This window comes from Flavobacterium sp., from assembly GCF_044357305.1.
In the GTDB taxonomy this organism is placed as follows: Bacteria; Bacteroidota; Bacteroidia; order Flavobacteriales; family Flavobacteriaceae; genus Flavobacterium.
Genome location: NZ_JBIKPS010000003.1, coordinates 12,685 through 34,692 on the forward strand (window position 1 = coordinate 12,685; position 22,008 = coordinate 34,692).

Annotated in this window: 19 protein-coding genes; 15 read left to right on the forward strand and 4 right to left on the reverse strand. The window is 33.3% G+C overall.

Annotation, left to right across the window (positions count from 1 at the left end):
* The first annotated feature begins 35 nt into the window (after positions 1-35).
* The 4 genes from mutL (at position 36) to ACIQ2J_RS03355 (ending at position 4,743) form a co-directional block, all read left to right on the forward strand.
* Positions 36-1,889: a DNA mismatch repair endonuclease MutL gene (mutL, locus tag ACIQ2J_RS03340; RefSeq protein WP_396166697.1), complete on the forward strand. Its 1,854-nt coding sequence runs from the start codon at positions 36-38 to the stop codon at positions 1,887-1,889.
* Entirely contained in the window at positions 1,886-2,647 is a 762-nt protein-coding gene (locus ACIQ2J_RS03345) for a rhomboid family intramembrane serine protease (RefSeq protein ID WP_396166701.1), read from the forward strand. Before mutL ends, ACIQ2J_RS03345 begins: the two co-directional genes overlap by 4 nt.
* Before the next feature lie 13 nt (positions 2,648-2,660).
* A complete protein-coding gene (locus ACIQ2J_RS03350; RefSeq protein ID WP_396166703.1) occupies positions 2,661-3,524 on the forward strand; it encodes a rhomboid family intramembrane serine protease in 864 nt (287 codons plus the stop codon).
* A 172-nt stretch (positions 3,525-3,696) separates the two neighbouring features.
* A complete protein-coding gene (locus tag ACIQ2J_RS03355; protein WP_396166705.1) occupies positions 3,697-4,743 on the forward strand; it encodes an endonuclease/exonuclease/phosphatase family protein in 1,047 nt (348 codons plus the stop codon).
* A gap of 48 nt (positions 4,744-4,791) precedes the next feature.
* Here ACIQ2J_RS03355 and ACIQ2J_RS03360 read toward each other — a convergent pair whose 3' ends face one another.
* Positions 4,792-5,172 (reverse strand): RidA family protein, encoded by a 381-nt coding sequence (locus ACIQ2J_RS03360; RefSeq protein ID WP_396166707.1) that lies wholly within the window; start codon positions 5,170-5,172, stop codon positions 4,792-4,794.
* A 5-nt stretch (positions 5,173-5,177) separates the two neighbouring features.
* A complete protein-coding gene (locus ACIQ2J_RS03365) occupies positions 5,178-7,931 on the reverse strand; it encodes a putative LPS assembly protein LptD (RefSeq protein ID WP_396166711.1) in 2,754 nt (917 codons plus the stop codon).
* Between the two features lie 83 nt (positions 7,932-8,014).
* Between ACIQ2J_RS03365 and ACIQ2J_RS03370 the strand changes: the two genes are divergently transcribed.
* The 9 genes from ACIQ2J_RS03370 (at position 8,015) to ACIQ2J_RS03410 (ending at position 18,040) form a co-directional block, all read left to right on the forward strand.
* Positions 8,015-9,175, forward strand: a complete 1,161-nt coding sequence (locus ACIQ2J_RS03370) for an N-acetylmuramoyl-L-alanine amidase (protein ID WP_396166713.1) — start codon at positions 8,015-8,017, stop codon at positions 9,173-9,175.
* Positions 9,176-9,208: 33 nt separating this feature from the next.
* On the forward strand, positions 9,209-10,162 hold the full coding sequence (locus ACIQ2J_RS03375) for an MlaD family protein (RefSeq protein WP_396166715.1): 954 nt from the start codon (positions 9,209-9,211) through the stop codon (positions 10,160-10,162).
* 13 nt (positions 10,163-10,175) lie between these two features.
* Entirely contained in the window at positions 10,176-11,510 is a 1,335-nt protein-coding gene (locus ACIQ2J_RS03380; protein ID WP_396166717.1) for a 4Fe-4S dicluster domain-containing protein, read from the forward strand.
* Positions 11,511-11,592: 82 nt separating this feature from the next.
* Positions 11,593-12,033 (forward strand): phosphoheptose isomerase, encoded by a 441-nt coding sequence (locus tag ACIQ2J_RS03385; protein ID WP_396166719.1) that lies wholly within the window; start codon positions 11,593-11,595, stop codon positions 12,031-12,033.
* A 67-nt stretch (positions 12,034-12,100) separates the two neighbouring features.
* A complete protein-coding gene (locus tag ACIQ2J_RS03390; protein WP_396166722.1) occupies positions 12,101-12,892 on the forward strand; it encodes a (Fe-S)-binding protein in 792 nt (263 codons plus the stop codon).
* 36 nt (positions 12,893-12,928) lie between these two features.
* Positions 12,929-13,411, forward strand: a complete 483-nt coding sequence (locus tag ACIQ2J_RS03395) for an ABC transporter ATPase (protein WP_396166724.1) — start codon at positions 12,929-12,931, stop codon at positions 13,409-13,411.
* 15 nt (positions 13,412-13,426) lie between these two features.
* Positions 13,427-16,426, forward strand: a complete 3,000-nt coding sequence (locus ACIQ2J_RS03400; protein ID WP_396166726.1) for a glycoside hydrolase family 3 N-terminal domain-containing protein — start codon at positions 13,427-13,429, stop codon at positions 16,424-16,426.
* 45 nt (positions 16,427-16,471) lie between these two features.
* The gene (bshA, locus tag ACIQ2J_RS03405) at positions 16,472-17,614 is read left to right on the forward strand and encodes an N-acetyl-alpha-D-glucosaminyl L-malate synthase BshA (RefSeq protein WP_396166728.1); all 1,143 of its coding nucleotides are present in this window, start codon (positions 16,472-16,474) and stop codon (positions 17,612-17,614) included.
* Between the two features lie 6 nt (positions 17,615-17,620).
* Positions 17,621-18,040, forward strand: coding sequence for a protease complex subunit PrcB family protein (locus tag ACIQ2J_RS03410; RefSeq protein WP_396166730.1), 420 nt, complete (start codon positions 17,621-17,623; stop codon positions 18,038-18,040).
* Positions 18,041-18,098: 58 nt separating this feature from the next.
* Here the strand turns inward: ACIQ2J_RS03410 and ACIQ2J_RS03415 are convergent, their stop codons facing one another.
* Both ACIQ2J_RS03415 and ACIQ2J_RS03420 read right to left on the reverse strand, forming a co-directional pair.
* Positions 18,099-18,593 (reverse strand): hypothetical protein, encoded by a 495-nt coding sequence (locus ACIQ2J_RS03415; RefSeq protein WP_396166732.1) that lies wholly within the window; start codon positions 18,591-18,593, stop codon positions 18,099-18,101.
* A 132-nt stretch (positions 18,594-18,725) separates the two neighbouring features.
* A complete protein-coding gene (locus tag ACIQ2J_RS03420) occupies positions 18,726-19,562 on the reverse strand; it encodes a hypothetical protein (protein ID WP_396166734.1) in 837 nt (278 codons plus the stop codon).
* A 113-nt stretch (positions 19,563-19,675) separates the two neighbouring features.
* Here ACIQ2J_RS03420 and aroC point away from each other — a divergent pair, with 113 nt between their 5' ends.
* Positions 19,676-20,740: a chorismate synthase gene (aroC, locus tag ACIQ2J_RS03425; RefSeq protein ID WP_396166736.1), complete on the forward strand. Its 1,065-nt coding sequence runs from the start codon at positions 19,676-19,678 to the stop codon at positions 20,738-20,740.
* Positions 20,741-21,997 (forward strand): dicarboxylate/amino acid:cation symporter, encoded by a 1,257-nt coding sequence (locus ACIQ2J_RS03430; RefSeq protein ID WP_396166738.1) that lies wholly within the window; start codon positions 20,741-20,743, stop codon positions 21,995-21,997.
* Positions 21,998-22,008: the final 11 nt, after the last annotated feature.

Consider the following 22,008-nt stretch of genomic DNA (forward strand, 5'->3'; position numbering starts at 1 on the left):
CAAAACCCAGAACCTAAAACCCAGAACCTAAAAAAATGTCAAGCATAATTCAATTACTTCCCGATCACGTTGCTAACCAGATTGCTGCTGGTGAAGTAGTACAAAGACCTGCCTCGGTAGTTAAAGAATTATTAGAAAATGCGGTGGATGCTAAAGCAACCGATATTAAATTGATTATTAAAGATGCAGGAAAAGCATTGGTTCAAGTTATTGATAACGGACTAGGAATGAGTGTTACCGATGCGCGTTTGTGTTTTGAACGCCATGCAACTTCTAAAATTAGGCAAGCAGAAGATTTATTTTCGTTACATACGAAAGGGTTTCGTGGAGAAGCATTGGCTTCTATTGCTGCGATTGCCCATGTAGAGATGAAAACCAAGCAAGATCAAGAAGAACTAGGAAACCACATTATTATTGAAGGCAGTAAATTTGTCTCGCAAGAACCTGCAGTTTTACCTAAAGGAACTTCTTTTGCAGTGAAAAATCTTTTTTATAATATTCCGGCACGACGTAATTTCCTTAAATCCGAAACGGTGGAGTTTCGTCATGTTGTGGATGAATTCCAAAGGGTGGCTTTGGCGCATCCCAATATTTATTTCACGATGTACCACAACGGAAGTGAAATGTTTAATTTGCCAAATTCCAATTTCCGACAACGAATTGTAACTATTTTTTCAGGTAAAACCAATGAAAAATTAGTTCCGGTACAGGAGGAAACCGAAATTGTAACTATTCAAGGATTTGTAGGCAAACCAGAATTTGCTAAGAAAAATAAATCGGAGCAGTTCTTTTTTGTCAATGATAGATACATAAAAAGCGGCTATTTGCACCATGCGGTAATGAATGCCTACGACGGTTTGTTGCCTAATGGCGCACAACCTAGTTATTTTATTTATTTAAATGTGCCGCCCAATACTATAGATATTAATATTCATCCGACTAAAACGGAGATTAAGTTTGACGATGAGCAAGCCTTATATGCCATTTTGCGATCGGCTATAAAACATAGTTTAGGGCAGTTCAATGTTGCTCCAGCATTAGATTTTGATAGAGATCCAAATTTGGATACGCCATACGATTACCAAAATAAAAATGCCGAATATCCAACAGTTCAGGTGGATAGAACCTACAATCCTTTTTCGGATGAAAAACAATCAAGTCCTTTTTCGGGTGGCAGTTCTTCTTATAAAAAAGCAGAAACTACGCAAAGTTGGGAGAGTTTGTATGTTGGATTGAAACAAGATACCTTGGAAGTGGAGAATTTTACTTTTGAAAATGAAGAAGTAACTGCATCTTTTTTTGATGAAAAAGAAGAAGAACAAGTTGCTAAACATACGTATCAAATTCAGAAAAAATATATTGTAAGCCCAATAAAATCGGGTATGGTAATTATTAACCAGCATCGTGCGCACCAACGTGTTTTGTACGAGCAGTTTTTAACTAACATGACGGTACACCAAGCATCTAGCCAACAATTATTGTTTCCGTTGCAGTTTCATTTTTCTGCAAATGAGATGAAAATTATAACCGAATTACAACCAGCATTAGAAAACACTGGCTTTGTTTTTGAAACTTTGAATGAAGAATACCTTCAAATTTCAGGTATTCCAGCAAATACTTCCGAAAGTGAAGTTGCTTCGGTTTTAGAACAATTAATTAGTGATTTGCAAGACGGAATTCCAGATAGCAGTTTTAGTCAAAACGACACCATTGCCAAATCGATGGCTAAGAGTTTGGCGGTAAAAACGGGAATCTATTTGACCGAAAAAGAACAAGAAAATTTGGTAAATAATTTATTTGCTTGTAAAGATCCTAACGTTTCGCCTTTTCAAAAACCCACTTTCATCACCATGCGGGTGGAAGATATTGATAAAAGATTTGCCTTATGATGAAAATAACACCAGTTGTAAAACAACTATTGATATTGAATATTATTTTTTTTATTGGTTCTCAGATACCAGGAACTAATGCTTATCCATTGTTTTCTGAATTTTATATACAGAATCCTAATTTTAAAATATGGCAACCTTTAACGAGTATGTTTATGCATGCTCCTATGCCAAATTTCACACATATTTTATTTAATATGTTTGCTTTGTATTCTTTTGGAAGTGCTTTAGAACATTTTTGGGGAGGTACTAAGTTCTTGTTTTTCTATATTTCCTGTGGTTTAGGAGCAATTTTATTAAACGAAGGAATTCATTATTACCAATACCAACATGTACTTTCATTATTGCAAGAAGCCAATGTTTCGCATCAAGATATCATGACTTTATTGACTGAGGGTAAATACAATTCAGGGTTATTGAATTCCGTTCCGCAATCTACTTTAGAAGACATGTATGTTGCATATAACTCACAAACCTTAGGCGCTTCGGGGGCTATATACGGATTGTTAGTTGCATTTGCTTTTATGTTTCCAACTGCCGAATTGGGAATTATGTTCATTCCGATTCCAATAAAAGCCAAATATTTTGTACCAGGATTATTAGCCGTCGATTTATTTTTAGGATTTAAAGGACAATCTATTTTTGGTGCAGGAAGTACCGGTATTGCGCACTTCGCCCACATTGGTGGAGCCATAACTGGTTTTATTATGATGTGGTATTGGAAGAAAAAGCAATTTGATCATAAACGTTGGAATTAATCGTTACAGAAATATGAATATTATAGACGATATAAAATTACAGTATAAAATTGGTGGTGTTGCCAATAGAGTTATCTATTGGAATGTAGCAGCCTTCTTGCTTTCGTTGATTTTTTTCTACCATTATCGAGAAGGTATTTTCCAATTTCCTAATTGGATTTGTTTGTCCTCCAATCCTAATGACGTACTATATTTTCCTTATACCTTATTAACTTATGCTTTTCTTCATAGCGGATTTTGGCATTTGTTTTTTAATATGACTGTATTAAATTTTTCTAGTCGATTATTTTTAACCTTTTTTACCCAAAAACAATTTTTAGGATTGTACTTATTAAGTGCTATTTTCGCAGGATTGGCATTTGTGTTGGGGTATTATTTTTTAAATTTAAATTCTACATTGGTCGGTGCTTCTGCAGCAGTAATGGCAATTTTGGTTGCCACAACTACCTATCAACCCTTGATGGAAGTTCGATTGTTATTAATCGGAAACGTGAAATTATGGCATTTAACGGCAGTAATACTTTTGTTGGATGCAATGCAATTTTTATCCGATAATACCGGAGGGCATATTACCCATTTGGCAGGTGCTGTTTTTGGTGTGATTTACATAAAATTACTTCAAAACGGAACCGATTTAAGCAACATAGTGTCCACCGTAATTGATTTTTTTGTTAATTTGTTTCAACCTAGCAAGAAAACACCGTTCAAAAAAGTACATGTTAATCCGAAAAAGCCTTTTACTAAAAGCACTAGTAAGATTGTAGTAAAAGATAAATCGCAACAACAAATAGACGAAATTCTTGATAAAATTAGTCAATCGGGTTACGATGCATTAACAGCCGAAGAAAAAGAATTTCTTTTTAAAGCGGGGAAATAGAATAAAGAAAATAGAATAGAGAAAATAGACTTTGCGCCTTCAGTCTGTGAAGTAATAAAAACGAAGTTTAAAATTTGTGAAATTTAAAAGATTTTAATTTGTGAAAATTTGTGAAATTCGTGTCAAAAAAACTTAGAAACTAGTGTCTTATAAACTAGCATCTTAAAAAAAAATGAAAAAACTATCGTGGTTTAATAAAGTAATGTTCTCCTTTAATATAGTGCTCACTGTATTGACGTTCCTTGCTTATGTTTTGCCATTTTTAGCACCAACATTTTTTCCGTTTTTATCGGTTTTAACCTTGGTTCTTCCTTTGTTTTTAATAATGAATGGGTTGTTTTTTATTTATTGGATATTCCAATTGAAACGGCAAATGATCCTTTCCGGAATTGTATTAATCATCGGAATTACCTTTGTAAATAAGTTTTATAAATTTGCTTCCAATCCGCAGCCAGAAGAAGATAAAGATTTTATTGTGATGAGTTACAACGTAAGGTTGTTTAATCTTTTCAATTGGCTTCCGCAGGAGCATGTGGGGGATACCATTCGTCAGTTTATTAATGATCAAAACCCAGACATTCTTTGTATTCAAGAATATTCCAAAACGGCCAAAGTAAATTTGCGTGTGTACAAACACCGATTTATTTTTATGCAAGGCAAAAATATTAAAACCGGGCAAGCCATATTTTCTAAATATCCTATTGTAGATCAAGGGAATATTGAGTTTCCAGAATCGGATAATTTAATTGTGTATGCCGATATCCGAAAAGGAAAAGATACTATTCGAGTTTATAATATGCACTTGCAGTCGATAAAAATTTCTCCAGATGTTAATGAAATACAAGATAATGTAGATTCTATTAGCCAGCAAAAATCGCAACTGATGGTACGACGAATTAGCCAAGCATTTAAAAAGCAACAACTACAAGCCGAAATTTTACGGAACCATAAAAAGGAGTGTCATTACCCAATGATAATCTGTGGCGATATGAATAATAGTGCTTTCTCGTATGTGTACCGAAGTATTAAAGGAAACCTAAGCGATTGCTTTGAAGAGGCTGGAAATGGCTTTGGAGAAACCTATAATTTTAAATATTACCCAGCACGAATTGACTATATTTTTGTAGACAAACGAATGAAAGTTAAAAGTTTTCAGAACTTTCCGTTATTTAAAAATTCCGATCATTTTCCAATCTTAACTAGGTTGATGATGGAGTGATTATGGTATTTTATTTTTTTAATAATCCTTGATTTAATTAGTTGATAGCTAATTAATAGCAATCATTGAAATTTCTACATTTACCCCTTTTGGTAAACCAGCAACTTGGACAGTTTCTCTTGCAGGAGCCGTTTTTTCATCAAAATAACTTCCGTAAACCGAATTGATTAGCGCAAAATTATTCATATCCATGATGAAAATAGTTGATTTTACTACATTTTCAAAAGTCATACCAGTTGCTTCTAGAACGGCTTTTATATTTTCCATTACTTGTGTGGTTTCAGCCTCGATTGTTTCGAGTACCAATTCCATAGTTTGAGGGTTTAGTGCTATTTGTCCGGAAGTATATAAGGTGTTTCCAACTAATACTGCTTGGTTGTATGGACCAATTGGAGCAGGTGCTTTATCCGTAATAATGATTTTTTTCATAAATTTTATTTTAATATTCGATCGGCTTGGGTTCTTTTGTCCCATTTAATATCTTTAAGTACACTTGCTTTAATACCGATGAAGAATCCCCAATACGATTGTCCAAAAGGAGACCAGTTAAAGCTCATATTCCAACTCAATAAATCTCGATTTAAACGAATTTGCGTAAATGTTACCCCTTTTTGCACAAAGTCATATCCTGTTGAAACACCAACTTTCCATTTTGGAGTTAAGTCAGTATTTACAGAAATCATTACCGAATTACTAGAAATTTTTCTTTCGTTTAGTGAATTTGAATAAGTAATTGAATAGGCAAAAGTCATATCCCAAGGTATTTTAGCATTATAAAATCCTGTGAAGCCATCTTTTCCATTATCGTTATTAGCAAATTGGCTATCCCTATTATCATTTATTTCAGTATTTGACCCAAATAAATCATCATTTCTTCCACCATTTTTAGAGCCCTGTTCATTCTTCTTGGTCTTGTCTTCATTAGAACTAGAAACCGAATAGTTAATTGTCATATTAGCACTAGTCATTCTAAACAAACTTCCACCTTCATCAATATTAAATATATTTATTCGGGTTTTGTTGTCTTTTCCTAAAGCATAAGGATCTAATGTTGTAGCAAAATTAATGTTCATTTTTTGTTTAAACAATGCAGTTCCGCCACTTAATCGCATAGGTGCCCAACGCAAAGAATCGGCCGAAACATCATAACTAGTGGATAGGTTTAAATTGTTCAATAACATTATTTTTTTAGGCTCTGTTTTGGTTGAATCCCGGTCTCTAACTTTTGCTTCAAATGTATTGTTCAAATTAAATCCCATATTATTGGAATAGTTTTTACCTGGAATACCATAAATACCATTCTCGAATCGAGTATATTGAGCAGTTTTTCCACTAGCATCCATTGCATAGGTATCGTAGTATTTTTCAAAACTTGGAGTATACGTATGTGAAACGGATGGGTGCATTACGTGTCGAATAGATTGTATTCTGTTATTTTTTCCAAAATTAAAAGTTCCATAGATTGTTGTAGTAAGACTATTTGAAAACGAGTACGTTCTAAAAGAATCAAAACCACTTAAATTAGTAGTTACTATTGAACCATTAGGTAATAATGGTGGCAAAGACGTTGTCACGAAATCTTTTCGGACGGTATTTAAAGTCCAAACTTCATTATAATTAATAGAAGTGGAAGCGCTAAAATATTTAAATACTTTAAAGTTGGTACTTAATGGAATGCTATGCTGGAATCCAACTTTTGCAGTAGAAAACATCTCTTTTTTAAAGAAAAATTCATCTGTTGTAAGTATTTGATTTTCACCTCTTAAATTATATTGTAAATTGATATTTTTAATAAATCCTTTTTTAAGCCCATCTTTTCCTACAAATGGGTAAATCCTATCCATACTAGCCTGTAAGGTTGGCAAAGTCATATTGATTGCTTTTGTTTGGGTGTTTTGCGAATGCGTAGCCGATAAAGCAAAGTTAACTTGCGGTATGGTGTTAATAGTTTTTGAATACGATATAGAAGAACTTAATGTATTATTTAAGGTAGACCCAAGGTTAGCAAGATTAACAGATTGTTGAAAATACTGACTACTTCCCAAATTTACAGAAGCAGAAAATCTAGAATTTGGGTTCGATTTCGAATCCTTTGAATGGGACCATTGAATGTTATAAATTTTACTTTTAGCATAATCTGGGTAACCACGTTCACTAGTAATTAGGTTTTCAAAACGGATATTTACTCTTCCACTATACTTGTATTTATTTGCATAACTAGATTCAAATCGGGTGGCATAACTTCCATTAGTATAATAATCTCCCAGTACAGCTAGGTCAATTTTGTCGCTTAATGCAAAATAATAGCCGCCATTTTGTAAGGCATACCCTCTTTCATTATTTTGTCCAAAACTTGGTGGTATAATTCCAGAATGGTTTTTTTCGGTTATCGGAAAAAAGGCAAATGGTAATGCAATAGGAGTAGGAACATTTTCAATCCATAAATTAGTGGTGCCAATAACTACTTTTTTACCTGGGACAAATTTCATTTTATTCACCAAAAAATAATATTCTGGGTCATCAATATCTTGAGAGGTGGTTAAACGAGCTCCTTTCATAAAGTAAATGGAGTCATTTTCTTTTTTCGATATTTTAGCTTTAATGTTTAATTCTTGTTGGGTTGTTCTAGAATTCCAAATTAAAGCCTTTTTTGTTTTAAAATTAAAACGAATAGAATCTGGTTCTATAATATTAGATCCTTGCTTAAAATTAGGTAGTTGTATGTAATTCCCAACAGAATCTTTTAATCTACCGGCATAAACTTCATTCTTTTCATAATCAAAAACAATAATTCCAGCTTTTAAATTATAATCTAAATAGTTTAATTCCGCTTCGTCATATAGTGTGATAAGCTTTTTCTTTTGATCAAACTTGGCATATTTCTTAGCATGATATTTTACTTTTCCTTCTAATATTGATTTGAAATTTTTATCCGTTTTAACCATATTAGAATCAACTATTTTTAAAGTTGAATTTTCTTTTGACGGAAGTATTTCAGTATCTTTTTGTGGGTTAAACTTTTGATTATTAGCAGGGAATGACTTTGGTTTTTTAGGTGTTTCTTGGGCAAATAGAGAGGAACTTCCTATTGTTAGGAAATATGCTGATAAAACGATATAAAATAAGTTTGTACGCAAAGGTTTAAATGCTATTTTTGTAAAAATATGGCTTGATTTTTGACAAGCCAAACTTACATATAAATTTTGGTCAAAAATAGAGAAATAATAATTTTATAACCTTGCAGTTTTAATTAAAATTAACTTTTATAACAATGATTAACATAATTTCCCCCAAATATACTCTTGCTATACTAATGGTTCTTGGTTCAACCATGCTTTTTGCACAATCTAAATTTAAGGTAACCTTAGATGCCGGTCATGGTGCTCATGATTTTGGTGCTGTTTACAATGGGCATATTGAAAAAAACATAAACCTAGCAATCACTCTTAAAGTTGGTAAGATATTAGAAAAAAATTCTAGTATTGATGTTATTTATACTCGGAAGACTGATGTTTTTATCGATTTAATAGAAAGAGCTAACATAGCAAATAGAGCCGATGCTACTATTTTTGTTTCTATACATTGTAATGCAAATAAAAATACAGTTGCCGATGGAACCGAAACCTATGTTATGGGTATGTCTAAAAATGCTTCCAATTTAGAAGCTGCTAAACGAGAAAACTCGGTAGTAACTTTAGAGAAAGACTACAAGCAAAAATACCAAGGATTTGACCCGAATAAGCCTGAAACCATGTTAGGTATGACCATCATGCAAGAAGAGTTTATTGAAAATAGTATTGCTCTTGCAGGTAAAATTCAAGATCGTTTTGTACAAGATTTGGGTAAAAAAAGCAGAGGCGGAGGGGTAAAACAAGCGCCTTACATGGTTTTGCATAAAGCCTACATGCCTAGAGTTTTAATAGAAACTGGGTTTATTTCTAATCCTATTGAAGGAGCTAAATTAGATTCGGAAGAAGGCCAGCAAGAAATTGCAGAAGCTATTGCACAAGCTATTGTAAGTTATAAAAAAGATTTTTTTGATGGTGATGCAAGTGATATTCCTGCAGAAAAACCTTCGGAGAGAATAGAAGAAAAACCAATTAAAATTTCTCCTGAAATAAAAAAAACCGATACTGTATCGAAGAAAAAAGAACCTAAAATAGTGGATAAAAAACCAGAAAAAGGAATTATTTTTAAAATTCAAATTTCGGCTAGTCCAACTAAATTAGATTTGACACCTAGCAATTTTAAAGGATTGAAAAATATTACAAGTAGCCACACTTCAATATATAAATATATGTATGGCGAAACCTCTAATTATGAAGAAGCAAAAAAATTATTGAAAGAAGCAACTTCTAAAGGTTATGATTCTGCCTTTATTATTGCATTTAAAGACGGGAAAAGTATCGATGTGAAAGATGCTATCAAATAATACGTTATTTTTGCACCATTAAAAAACACTATTTTGAAATTATCTAAAGAAATTAAAACAGCCGTATTAGTAATAGCTTCCATTGCACTATTCATTTGGGGATACAGCTATTTAAAAGGAACAGATTTATTAACCAATTACAAAATTCTTCATGTTCAGTATGATAACGTTGAAGGACTAGCCGTTTCCTCACCAATAACAATTAGTGGAATGATTGTAGGAAAAGTTAGTAAAATTTCTATTGACAATACTACCGGAAAAGTAAATGTGGAAATGCAAATTAAAAGTGATTTTCCAATAAAAAAATCAAGTGTTGCCGAAATATATGCTCCAAGTCCTATTGGTGGTAAACAAATTGCAATCCTGCCTAGTAAAGATGGTGCAAATGCAGTTACAGGGGATACCTTAATTTCTTCCAGTAAATTGGGTTTAACCGATGAAGTTGCAAGACAAATTGTTCCTTTAAAGGATAAAATCACGAAACTATTGGACAATGCCAATGTCATGTTGGAAAACGTGAACCAAGTATTGGATGCTAAAACCAAGGAAAATCTTAAAAATAGTCTAGCTAATTTAAATGAAACGATAGCGCAATTCAAAGAAGCCTCTACAAAAGTGAATTCTTTGTTGGCAGATAACAAGTCGAAAATCAACGGAACGATGACCAATATGGAAAAAGCAACTGCTAATTTTTCAAAGGTTTCGGATTCTTTAGCTAAAGTTAACATCGGGCCAACCGTTAAAAATCTTCAAAAAACTTTGGAGAATGTAGATAAAATGATGGCCGATATGCAATCTGGTAAAGGTACAATGGGTAAATTAATGAAAGACGAATCGTTATACAATAACTTCAATAAAACTTCTAAAGAACTAGAATTGTTGTTACAAGATTTGCGATTGAACCCAACGCGTTATGTAAATGTTTCCCTTTTCGGAAAGAAAAACAAACCATATACAGCTCCAGTAAACGATAGTATTAAGAAGTAAAAACGAAATAAACATGAATATATATAGCTATTTAGAGTCTATTTTCTTTGCAATTTTACTTGTTGCAGGTTTTGGCTATTTTACTATAAATGTAAAAAAAATCCTCCGAAATATTAAATTAGGAAAAGATATAGATCGTTCGGACAATCCATCAGCACGCTGGAAAAACATGGCGATGATTGCTTTAGGACAATCTAAAATGGTGAAACGACCTGTTGCAGGAATACTCCATATTGTTGTTTATGCGGGTTTTATTATCATCAACTTAGAGTTATTAGAAATAATTATCGATGGCCTTTTTGGCACCCACAGAGTTTTTTCATTCCTAGGAAGCTTTTATAATTTTTTAATTGGTTCTTTTGAAATATTGGCATTATTGGTTTTAGTTGCTGTTTTAGTTTTCTGGACACGTAGAAATATTGTTAGATTAAAAAGATTCATTAGCCCCGATTTGAATGGTAGCCCTAAAAAAGATGCTAATATTATACTGTACATAGAGGTAGTATTGATGTCATTATTCTTGTTGATGAATGCCTCCGACTTTTGGTTACAGCAGGCAGGAATAGGTCATTATACTTCCGTTGGTTCTTTTCCAGTGAGTCATTTTATATCTCCTTTTTTTAACGGAATGAATGAAAGTGCCGTTATGATGTTGGAAAGAACATTTTGGTGGCTACACATTATCGGAATTTTGATGTTTATGAATTACTTATATTTTTCAAAACATTTACATATTTTACTAGCATTCCCTAATACCTATTATGCCGATTTAAATGCAAAAGGTAAATTAGATAATCTAGAAAGCGTTACCAACGAAGTGAAATTAATGATGGATCCCAATGCTGATCCATTTGCTGCGCCACCTGCAGATGCTTCAGCAGTTCCTAGCAAATTTGGTGCTTCCGATGTGATGGATTTGAATTGGGTACAATTATTAAATGCTTATACCTGTACCGAATGTGGTAGATGTACTTCGGTATGTCCTGCAAATCAAACGGGTAAAAAATTATCCCCACGAAAAATAATGATGGATACCCGCGACCGATTAGAAGAAGTGGGAAGAAATATCGATAAAAATAAAGGAGTTTTCATTCCAGATAATGTATCGTTATTGAATGACTATATCACCACCGAAGAACTTTGGGCTTGCACCTCGTGTAACGCTTGTGTAGAAGAATGTCCAGTAAATATTAGTCCGTTATCCATAATTATTGACATGCGTCGTTATTTGGTAATGGAACAAAGTGCAGCGCCACAATCGCTTAATGCCATGATGGCAAATATTGAAAATAATGGTGCGCCATGGCAGTACAACCAAATGGATCGTTTGAACTGGAAAGAAGAATAGAAAAATAACACTAAATAACTTCCCTTTGTGAGGCTTGGGAATTTGTTAAACTATATGTAACTACTAAATTATAAATATTGAAATGGAAGACCTTAACAAAACCTTACAAGCAGTAACTGAAAACGGACAACATTTAAGTCCAATTTTAAACGAAGGCATAAAGAATTATTTAATTGATATTGATGGCACTGTTTGCGATGATATTCCAAACGAAGAACCAGAACGAATGCTTACTGCAGAAGTGTATCCAGATGCTTTAATTACGTTAAACAAATGGTACGATGAAGGACATATTATTTTCTTCTTCACTTCAAGAACCGAAGCACATCGCGATTATACCGAACGTTGGTTAAAACAACACGGATTTAAATACCACGGAATTTTATTCGGAAAACCACGTGGTGGAAATTACCACTGGATTGACAACCACTTAGTGAAAGCGACTCGTTACAGAGGAAAATTCACCGATTTAATTGAAAAAGAAGTAACCATCGAAGTATTTGACGATGGACAACATGAATAAAAATTCGATTGTTGCATTTTAAAATATCTAATATTCTAAAAATCTAATGATCTAAAAATCTAATTAAATGTCAGAAGTATTGAATGTGCCAACAATGGCCGAAATGTTAGCCCAAGGCAAGCAACCCGAAGTATTATTTTGGGTTGGTTGTGCAGGAAGTTTTGACGACAGAGCCAAACGTATTACCAAAGCTTTAGTAAAGATTTTGAATCGTGCTAAAGTTGAATTTGCAGTTTTAGGTACTGAAGAAAGTTGTACTGGTGATCCTGCAAAACGCGCTGGAAATGAATTTCTTTTTCAAATGCAAGCCATTATGAACATTGAAGTTCTCAATGCTTACGAAGCTAAGAAAATTGTTACGGCTTGCCCACATTGTTTCAATACACTAAAAAATGAGTATCCTGAACTAGGCGGAAAATACGAAGTGGTGCACCATACCGAATTTTTAAAATCACTTTTAGATGCAGGTAGGCTAACTATAGAAGGTGGTCAATTTAAAGGTAAACGTATTACTTTTCACGATCCTTGTTATCTTGGGAGAGCTAATAATGTGTATGAAGCACCAAGAGAATTAATTCAAAAATTAGATGCCGAATTGGTGGAAATGAAACGTTCTAAAGCCAACGGATTGTGTTGTGGAGCAGGTGGTGCACAAATGTTTAAAGATGCTGAAAAAGGAAATAAAGAAGTTAACGTTGAACGCACCGAAGATGCATTAGAAACTAAATCGGAAATCATTGCAACAGGTTGTCCGTTTTGCAATACCATGATGACCGATGGCGTTAAAGTTAAAGAAAGCGAAGCACAAGTAAAAGTTCTGGATATAGCCGAATTAATTGCTAACGCTCAAGATTTATAAATTATACTATTTGATATTTAATATCTAAAAAATACTATGTACGTACCATTTGAAAATTTACCCGAAGAATCCAGAATTTGGATTTACCCCTCTAATAGAAAATTTTCCGAAGAGGAAGTTGCTGAAATAGAAAATGATTTAGGCGAATTTCTAACTAATTGGTCGGCTCATGGTAGTGCTTTAGAGGCTTCCTTTGTAATAAAATACAACCGCTTTATTATTATTGCTTTAAACCAAGAAGTACATCCTGCAACAGGTTGTTCTATAGACTCTTCGGTGGCTTTTATTCAAAATTTAGAACAAAAATATTCGATAGATTTATTAGATAAAATGAACGTTTCCTTCAAGCAAGGCGAATTCATTACCTATAAAACCTTATTAGATTTTAAAAAACTTGCAAAAGATAAATCGGTGTCCGAGCATACTATTGTATTCAACAATCTCGTTAATACTATAGAAGAATGGAAAGAAAACTGGGAAGTTCCTGCTAATGAAAGCTGGCACAGTCGTTTCTTTTAATCGTTTATCTTATTTATGAAAAAAATAATTCAATTAGCATTTATACTAGTGATCCTTACTTTTGTTACCAATTGTGGTGTTTCAAGAGGAAAAACTTCTGTTGGCAAAATTGTAAAACCAGAATTTTCTTATGATGATGAAGTCTATGTTCCTGTTTTAAAATCCGAAAGAAAAAACTTCTTTAAAGATTCGGAACCCGAAACTAAATGGGTGGATAGTATTTACACACAAATGACTTTTGAAGAAAAAGTGGGACAGCTTTTTATGGTTGCTGCTTATTCTAATAAAGATACGGTGCATGTTAATTCAATTGATAAATTAATTAAAGAAAACAAAATTGGCGGATTGATCTTTTTTCAAGGTGGACCTGGTCGTCAAGCTAATTTAACTAATAGATTCCAATTGAAGTCCAAAGTACCATTGTTTATTGGTATTGATGCCGAGTGGGGGTTAAGCATGCGATTGGATTCTACTTACAAATACCCTTGGAATACTACTTTGGGTGCTATTAGAGATTTAAAACTAATAGAAGAAGTAGGAAAAAATATGGCGCAAGAAGCCAAAAGAATTGGAGCGCAATTTAATTTTGCCCCAGTTATTGATATCAATACCAATCCAAAAAATCCTATTATTGGCAATCGATCTTTTGGGGAAGACAAAATGAATGTAACCGATCATGCAGTTGCTTTAATGAAGGGAGTTCAAAGCCAAGGTGTTTTCTGCACGGGTAAGCATTTTCCTGGTCATGGCGATACCGCTTTAGATTCGCATTACGCACTGCCATTGGTTTCTTTTTCCAAAGACAGGATAGAAAAAGTGGAATTATACCCTTACAAACGCATGTTTGACGAAGGATTGGTTTCGGTTATGGTTGCCCATTTGAACATCCCTAGTTTAGAGCCAAGAGAAAATTACCCAACATCGGTTTCCTATAATGTGGTAACCGATTTGCTTCAAAACGAATTGGGTTTTGATGGTTTGATATTTACCGATGCTTTAAATATGAAAGCTGCCAGTAAGTTTTTAAAACCTGGAGATATTGATTTGGAAGCGTTTTTGGCAGGAAATGATATTTTGCTTTTTGCAGAAAATGTGCCTTTGGCAGTTCAAAAAATTACCGAAGCCTACCAAACAGGATTAATTACCGACGATAGAATAGCAAAATCGGTAAAGAAAATTTTGCATTACAAATTCAAAGCAGGTTTGAACCATTACAAACCTATTGATACTAAGAATTTATCTAATGATTTGAATACTACTTTCAAAGATGCCTTGCAATACCAATTGTACGAACATGCCACAACAGTTTTAAAAAATAAAGATAATATTCTTCCTATTAAGAACTTAGATCAAAAGATCGCTTATGTGAAATTTGGAGATGATACCAATTCTTCTTTTGTTACCACTTTAAAAAAATATATGGAAGTTACAGAGGTTTCCGATACCAACTTAGATTCATTAGAAGTAAAACTTAAAGAATTTAAAACGGTGATTGTTGGCTATCATAAATCCGATAAAGCTTGGAAAAAACACGATTTTTCGGAAACCGAATTAGTATGGATCCAAGATATTGCCAAAAAAAATACCGTTATTTTAGATGCTTTTACGAAGCCTTATTCGTTATCTGCAATTCCTAATTTTGAGGATTTTGAAGGCGTAGTAATGTCCTATCAAAATAGTGATATTGCACAAATAGTTGGAGCCGAATTACTTTTTGGAGCAATAGAGCCTCAAGGAAAATTGCCGGTTTCTATTAACGAAGAATTTAAAGATGGCTTTGGTTTAACCACAGAAAAATTAAACCGTCTTGGCTTTACAGCTCCCGAAAATGTGGGTATGAGTCCGAAGGTATTATCCCAAATTGATGTCCTTGCTAAAAAAGCTATTGATGGCAAAATGACTCCCGGAATTCAAGTTCTAGTAGCGCGAAGAGGAAAAGTACTATTTCAAAAATCCTACGGGTATCAAACTTACGAACCTATTACTAAGGTACAAAATTCCGATATTTACGATATGGCATCCGTTACCAAAATGGTTGCTACTTTGCCAAATGTGATGCAACTTTTGGAACAAGGAAAAGTAACTTTAGATTCTAAGCTAGGGGATATGCTTCCGATATTAAAAGGAAGCAATAAACAAGATATTTCTTTTAAGAATTTACTTTCCCATTATGCAGGTTTGCAAGCGTGGATTCCTTTTTACAAAGCAACATTAAATGCAGATAAATCTCCATCGGATAAATATTATAGTTTAAATTTAAAAGAGGGATTTACCACACGAGTAGCTGAGAATTTATACCTTCGAAACGATTACCAAGATAGTATTATGAAGCAAATAGCCGATAGCAAACTATTGGAGAAAAAAGAATATAAATACAGCGATTTTACATTTATACTTTTAAAAGAATATCTTGAAAAAACCACTGGTAAAACGTTGGATGTATTGAGTTCCGAGAATTTCTACAAATCGTTAGGAATGAATAATACGATGTACAATCCGTTGCGAAAATTGGATGTTAGTGTTATTGCACCAACCGAAATAGACACCTATTTTCGTCAAGCCTTAGTGCAAGGTTATGTGCACGATATGGCTGCTGCCATGCAGGGTGGAGTGGCAGGGCACGCTGGAATATTTTCCAATGCTATGGATATTGCCAAAATGATGCAGATGTATCTTCAAAAAGGAAATTACGGAAACATACAATATTTTAAACCTTCTACTTTTGATATTTTCAATACCTGTTATTTTTGTTCGGAAGGTAATAGAAGAGGTTTAGGATTTGACAAACCCCAATTAGGTAAAGAAGGACCTACTTGTGGTTGTGTTTCTAAATCGAGTTTTGGGCATACCGGCTTTACTGGGACTATGGCTTGGGCCGATCCCGAAACAGAAATAGTATATGTCTTTTTATCCAATAGAACCTTCCCCGATTCTAATGTAGAAAATAAATTATCTAAAGAAAATATTCGAGAAGACATTCAAAAAGTGATTCAAGAAGCAATTTTAGATAAATAAAATTCAAAATAATATTTAGTACCTTAGTACTGTTAAAACACAACCATGAAAATAGCAATTGTTTGTTATCCTACTTTTGGTGGAAGTGGCGTTGTCGCTACCGAATTAGGAATTGAATTGGCCAATCGCGGACATGAAATTCATTTCATCACCTACCGACAACCAGTGCGATTAGCCCTATTAAATTCGAATGTGCATTACCATGAAGTGAATGTTCCCGAATATCCTTTATTTCATTACCAACCCTATGAATTAGCGCTTTCTAGCAAATTAGTAGACATGGTAAAGTTGTATAAAATAGAATTATTGCACGTGCATTATGCCATTCCGCATGCCTACGCAGGGTATATGGCAAAGCAAATGCTGAAAGACGAAGGAATTTCTATTCCGATGGTCACCACGCTTCACGGGACCGATATTACTTTGGTAGGAAACCATCCCAACTATAAAACAGCAGTAAGTTTTAGTATCAACAAATCGGATGTGGTGACTTCGGTTTCCCAAAGTTTAAAAGATGCTACTTACAATCTATTCAATATAAAAAACGACATTCACGTTATTCCGAATTTCATCGAATTGGATAAACACCGCAACGAATCTTTAATTTCTTGCCAACGATCCATTATGGCAAAACCAGAGGAGCGCATTGTAACGCACATTAGTAATTTTAGAAAAGTAAAAAGAATTCCAGATGTAATTAAGATTTTTTATAAAATCCAACAAGCACTACCTGCCAAATTAATGATGGTAGGGGATGGCCCCGAAAAAGTAAAAGCCGAAGGCTTGTGTGAGGAATTAGGAATTTCAGACAAAGTTATTTTCTTCGGAAACAGTAACGAAATTGACAGCATTCTTTCGTATTCGGATTTGTTTTTATTGCCATCCGAAACCGAAAGCTTTGGTTTAGCTGCTTTAGAGGCTATGGCTTGGAGTGTCCCTGTAATTTCTAGTAATTCAGGTGGTTTACCCGAAGTAAATTTTGAAGGAGTTTCTGGCTATTTGAGCGATGTTGGAAATGTAGATGAAATGGCTGAAAATGCAATTAAAATTTTAAGCAATAAAGAAACACTTACTGCGTTTAAAGAAAATGCTTTATCGGTTGCAAAACAATTTGATATAAAAAATATTTTGCCATTGTATGAATCTATTTACCAAAAAGCATTAGATAAGTCAAATCAAACTGTTTAAAATTAGATGAAAAAAATAATTATTGTTTCTTTTGTGTTTTTATTATTCTCCTGTGGCTCTAGTAAGCCACCAATGCTTTCTAAACCTATGTACGATGTCCTTTTTGGAAGTGATTTTGGAGGAGCCTCTTTTCAGTTTTATGAAATTATTTCGGAAGAAAAGGAGTTCAACATGCTCTTAAAGGACAAAATGATTAAGCCTTATGTAAAGAAAGAAGATATTGAAACTTGTAATTTCATTCTAGTTAACTTAGGCGAAAAACAAAAAAAAGGATATACAATTGAACTGAAAAGCATCGAAGAATTATCCGATAAAATAATAGTTTCGATAAAAGAAATAGAACCAAAAGGCGCTCCTGATGAAAACACAACCAATCCGTGTTTTGTGGTTAAAATAAAATCCAAAAAAACGATTGAAATAAAATAAAAAAATCCCGATTACTAAATTTAGCAATCGGGATTTTTTTGTGGAAATTAATTTGGAATTAATCGAATTTATATCGAATTCCCAAAGCAATATCTGGACCAAAATTGTTGTCTCTATATGCACTGGAGTTAAAGTATAACTCCGGTCTCAAATCTAATGATAATTGAATAGGAGCTTCTTTAAAAGTATATTCAATACCTATATCGCCAGCAGCAAAAAGGAAGCTACCATTGTTTTTTGTGCCATTGTAGTTGTAATTCCAGCTTCCAAATCCAGCACCAACTCCAGCATACCAATTAAAACCATTATCAATATTCCAAATCCATTGGTATAAGCCCGCAAGTTTTAAAGCATCTAGATTATTGCTATTGCGCCATCCTAAATCCAATTCCAATCTATTGTTTTTAGATAAGCCTCTTTGGTAAGAAATTTCTCCACCAAATCCATCGTTATCCCCTAAACGTAATCCTAAAGCATTCTTAGATATATCTTGAGCTTGGGTGTTCAACACTAAACCTAGCAGCATTACTACAAATAAAATTATTTTTTTCATGTTTGTATTTATTTAAATTTTATTCAACAAATAACCCTCTTTAAAGGACAATAAAAGTTACATATCTAACGGAAATTGTTACATATATATATATTGTTTTTAAAAAGCGGTATTTAATAATTTATTAATTTATTAATTTAAATGGTAAGTAGTAACAGATTCTTGTTGTGTTAAGTTACCTGAAACTGGTACAGTTGAAGGAAGATTCAAACTTGAAGCAGCAGCCGGATTTAAAGCATATTGAATGGTCGTGTCGTTATAAATAACTCCAATGTTTTTTGCGTAGTATTGTGTAGATACAATGATATCCTGAGCAGGTAATACAGTTAAATTAGTAGAAATTCCGCTTATTACCGTAGGGTAAGTCACGGTTAAGTTTAAAACTAATTTTGTTTTTTTTACATTAGTATAAATTTGTCCGTTAGTGGTGTAGGTAGCTAGATTTTCATCTGAAACAGATTTAAATGTATAACTAAAATTTAAAAGATAAGTTTCTATTGTTCTTGAAAAATCACCAGAAACAGAACTTAATTCAATTCCAGCCGAAGCATTTTCTTTTAAAATTGTAAAATCATTTAAATTTATAGTAATAGGATCTGAAATTAATGTTGGTAAATTAACAGTTCCTGTTAGTTTTAATCTTGCACCATCTATTCGAATACTATTGTTATGCATAATTGAAGAATAAAAACCTGTTGAAGGACCGTAAGGATCTTGTCCAACACTTTTCATTTTTTTATTAGTTATAGTGTTGATTATGGTGTCATTTGATACATATAATGAGTCTTTACTGGGAGTGATAGTTCCATTGTAAGTGCTAGCAACATTATATTTCCAAAAATTATTTATTTTTAAAGGCATGTATACTGTAGGAATTCCATCGGATAAATCTACTTCTTCCGAAGTATTATGTGAACAAGAAGCTAAAATTACTACAAGTAAAGAGGCTAAAATTAATTTGATTTTCATGAGTATCGGTTTTTTTTCGATTGCTAATGTAATAAAACTTTTTGTTTAAAAAAATATCTCCCAATGGATAGTACTAAACTATAAAATCCTATTTTTGTGGAAAACAATAAACTATGGCTGGAAATAGCTACGGAACACTTTTTAGATTAACTACTTTTGGTGAATCTCATGGAGCATCTTTAGGTGGAGTTATTGATGGTTGTCCTCCAGGTATTGAATTAGATTTTAATTTAATTCAAATGGAAATGCAACGTCGTAAACCAGGACAATCTGCTATTGTAACCCAAAGAAAAGAAGAAGATGAGGTGCAATTTCTTTCTGGAATTTTTGAAGGAAAAACAACCGGAACTCCTATAGGATTTCTTATTCCTAATACCAATCAAAAATCGGAAGATTATTCGGAAATAAAAAATTCGTACCGACCAAGCCATGCCGATTATGTGTATGAAAAAAAATACGGCATAAGAGATTATCGCGGCGGTGGCAGAAGTTCTGCACGTGAAACTGCAAGCCGAGTTGTTGCAGGTGCTATTGCAAAACAAGTTTTAAAAGATATTAAAATAACTGCGTTTGTTTCGTCTGTAGGATCTATTTTTATTGATAAACCCTATCAAGATTTAGACTTTTCTAAAATTGAAAGCAATGCCGTTAGGTGTCCCGATTTGGCTACTGCCGAAAAAATGGAAAACTATATTAAGGAGATTAAAAAACAAGGTGATACCGTTGGAGGAACTATTACATGTGTGATTCAAAATGTACCTATCGGACTTGGAGAGCCAGTTTTTGATAAACTACACGCCGAACTAGGAAAGGCAATGCTTTCTATTAATGCTGTAAAAGGTTTTGAATACGGAAGCGGTTTTTGTGGTGCGCAAATGAAAGGAAGTGAACATAATGATTTGTATAATTCGGATGGAACTACAAAATCCAATCTTTCTGGCGGAATTCAAGGTGGCATTTCAAACGGAATGGATATTTATTTTAGAGTAGCTTTCAAGCCTGTGTCCACATTAATTCAAAAACAAGACGTTCTTACCAATGATAATAACATTATAGAGCAACAAGGCAAGGGTCGTCATGATCCTTGTGTGGTTCCAAGAGCGGTGCCAATTGTAGAAGCAATGGCAGCAATCGTTCTAGCCGATTTTTATTTACTAAACAAAACCTACCAATATTAAATGACAACTACCGAAACTACCAAGAAATCTATTTTTAGCAATCTTACTTTTCAAATTTTAATTGCAATGCTTTTAGGAGCTTTGTTAGGAATTATTATTCATAAAAATTATATAGCCGACGATGCTAAAAATTTTAGTGATAAAATAAAAATGTTAGCTACTGTTTTTATTCGATTGGTTCAAATGATAATTGCACCCTTAGTTTTTACCACTTTAGTAGTGGGAATAGCTAAATTAGGAGATGTAAAATCGGTAGGACGAATAGGAGGAAAGGCCCTAGGTTGGTTTTTTTCTGCCTCTTTTATTTCTTTATTAATTGGTCTTTTTTGGGTAAACACCTTGCAACCAGGAGTTGGATTACATTTAGGAAAAGTAGATGTTTCTGCAGCTACCGAACTTACTGAAAAAGTAGATGGTTTTTCGGCTCAAAACTTTGTGGAACATATTATTCCGAAAAGTATTGTAGAAGCTATGGCTAACAATGAAATACTTCAAATAGTAATTTTTTCTATTTTCTTCGGATTAGCAGCGGCCTCTATAGGAGTTCATGCCAAACCTGTTGTAAATGCTTTTGATAAAATATCGCACATCATTTTGAAAATGGTAAATTATGTAATGAAATTTGCGCCAATCGGAGTTTTTGGAGCTATAGCAGGAGTTTTTGCTATAAAAGATGTGAATGATTTATTAGTTACTTACGCCAAATTTTTTAGTTCTTTTTTGGTTGGAATAGCATCCCTTTGGTTCTTCTTGTTAGTTGTTGGATATATTTTCTTAAAATCACAAATGACTACTCTACTAAAGAGAATTGTAAGCCCTTTAATTATTGCATTCGGAACAACTAGTAGTGAAGCAGTTTTTCCAAAATTAACCGAAGAATTGGAACGATTTGGAGTGAAAGATAAAATTGTTTCCTTCATGCTTCCTTTAGGATATTCGTTTAATTTAGATGGCAGTATGATGTACATGACTTTTGCTAGTATTTTTATCGCTCAAGTTTATGGAGTACATCTCGATTTAGGAACTCAAATGACAATGCTTTTAGTTTTAATGCTTACCAGTAAAGGAATTGCGGGAGTGCCTAGAGCAAGTTTAGTTGTAGTTGCAGCAACCTGTGGCATGTTTAAAATTCCAATTGAAGGTATAGCTTTAATACTTCCAATAGATCATTTTTGTGATATGTTTAGAAGTGCAACTAATGTTTTAGGAAATGCTTTAGCTACATCTGTTGTAGGAAAATGGGAAAAAGAGGATTAAAATAATTGTAA

Excerpts from the sequence above, each read along its gene's own strand:
- bshA (WP_396166728.1), top strand. The coding sequence starts at position 16,472 with ATGAAAATAGCAATTGTTTGTTATCCTACTTTTGGTGGAAGTGGCGTT.
- ACIQ2J_RS03355 (WP_396166705.1), top strand. The coding sequence starts at position 3,697 with ATGAAAAAACTATCGTGGTTTAATAAAGTAATGTTCTCCTTTAATATA.
- ACIQ2J_RS03350 (WP_396166703.1), top strand. The coding sequence starts at position 2,661 with ATGAATATTATAGACGATATAAAATTACAGTATAAAATTGGTGGTGTT.
- ACIQ2J_RS03385 (WP_396166719.1), top strand. The coding sequence starts at position 11,593 with ATGGAAGACCTTAACAAAACCTTACAAGCAGTAACTGAAAACGGACAA.
- aroC (WP_396166736.1), top strand. The coding sequence starts at position 19,676 with ATGGCTGGAAATAGCTACGGAACACTTTTTAGATTAACTACTTTTGGT.
- ACIQ2J_RS03370 (WP_396166713.1), top strand. The coding sequence starts at position 8,015 with ATGATTAACATAATTTCCCCCAAATATACTCTTGCTATACTAATGGTT.
- ACIQ2J_RS03390 (WP_396166722.1), top strand. The coding sequence starts at position 12,101 with ATGTCAGAAGTATTGAATGTGCCAACAATGGCCGAAATGTTAGCCCAA.
- ACIQ2J_RS03410 (WP_396166730.1), top strand. The coding sequence starts at position 17,621 with ATGAAAAAAATAATTATTGTTTCTTTTGTGTTTTTATTATTCTCCTGT.
- ACIQ2J_RS03415 (WP_396166732.1), bottom strand. The coding sequence starts at position 18,593 with ATGAAAAAAATAATTTTATTTGTAGTAATGCTGCTAGGTTTAGTGTTG.
- mutL (WP_396166697.1), top strand. The coding sequence starts at position 36 with ATGTCAAGCATAATTCAATTACTTCCCGATCACGTTGCTAACCAGATT.
- ACIQ2J_RS03420 (WP_396166734.1), bottom strand. The coding sequence starts at position 19,562 with ATGAAAATCAAATTAATTTTAGCCTCTTTACTTGTAGTAATTTTAGCT.
- ACIQ2J_RS03345 (WP_396166701.1), top strand. The coding sequence starts at position 1,886 with ATGATGAAAATAACACCAGTTGTAAAACAACTATTGATATTGAATATT.
- ACIQ2J_RS03360 (WP_396166707.1), bottom strand. The coding sequence starts at position 5,172 with ATGAAAAAAATCATTATTACGGATAAAGCACCTGCTCCAATTGGTCCA.
- ACIQ2J_RS03380 (WP_396166717.1), top strand. The coding sequence starts at position 10,176 with ATGAATATATATAGCTATTTAGAGTCTATTTTCTTTGCAATTTTACTT.
- ACIQ2J_RS03400 (WP_396166726.1), top strand. The coding sequence starts at position 13,427 with ATGAAAAAAATAATTCAATTAGCATTTATACTAGTGATCCTTACTTTT.
- ACIQ2J_RS03430 (WP_396166738.1), top strand. The coding sequence starts at position 20,741 with ATGACAACTACCGAAACTACCAAGAAATCTATTTTTAGCAATCTTACT.
- ACIQ2J_RS03395 (WP_396166724.1), top strand. The coding sequence starts at position 12,929 with ATGTACGTACCATTTGAAAATTTACCCGAAGAATCCAGAATTTGGATT.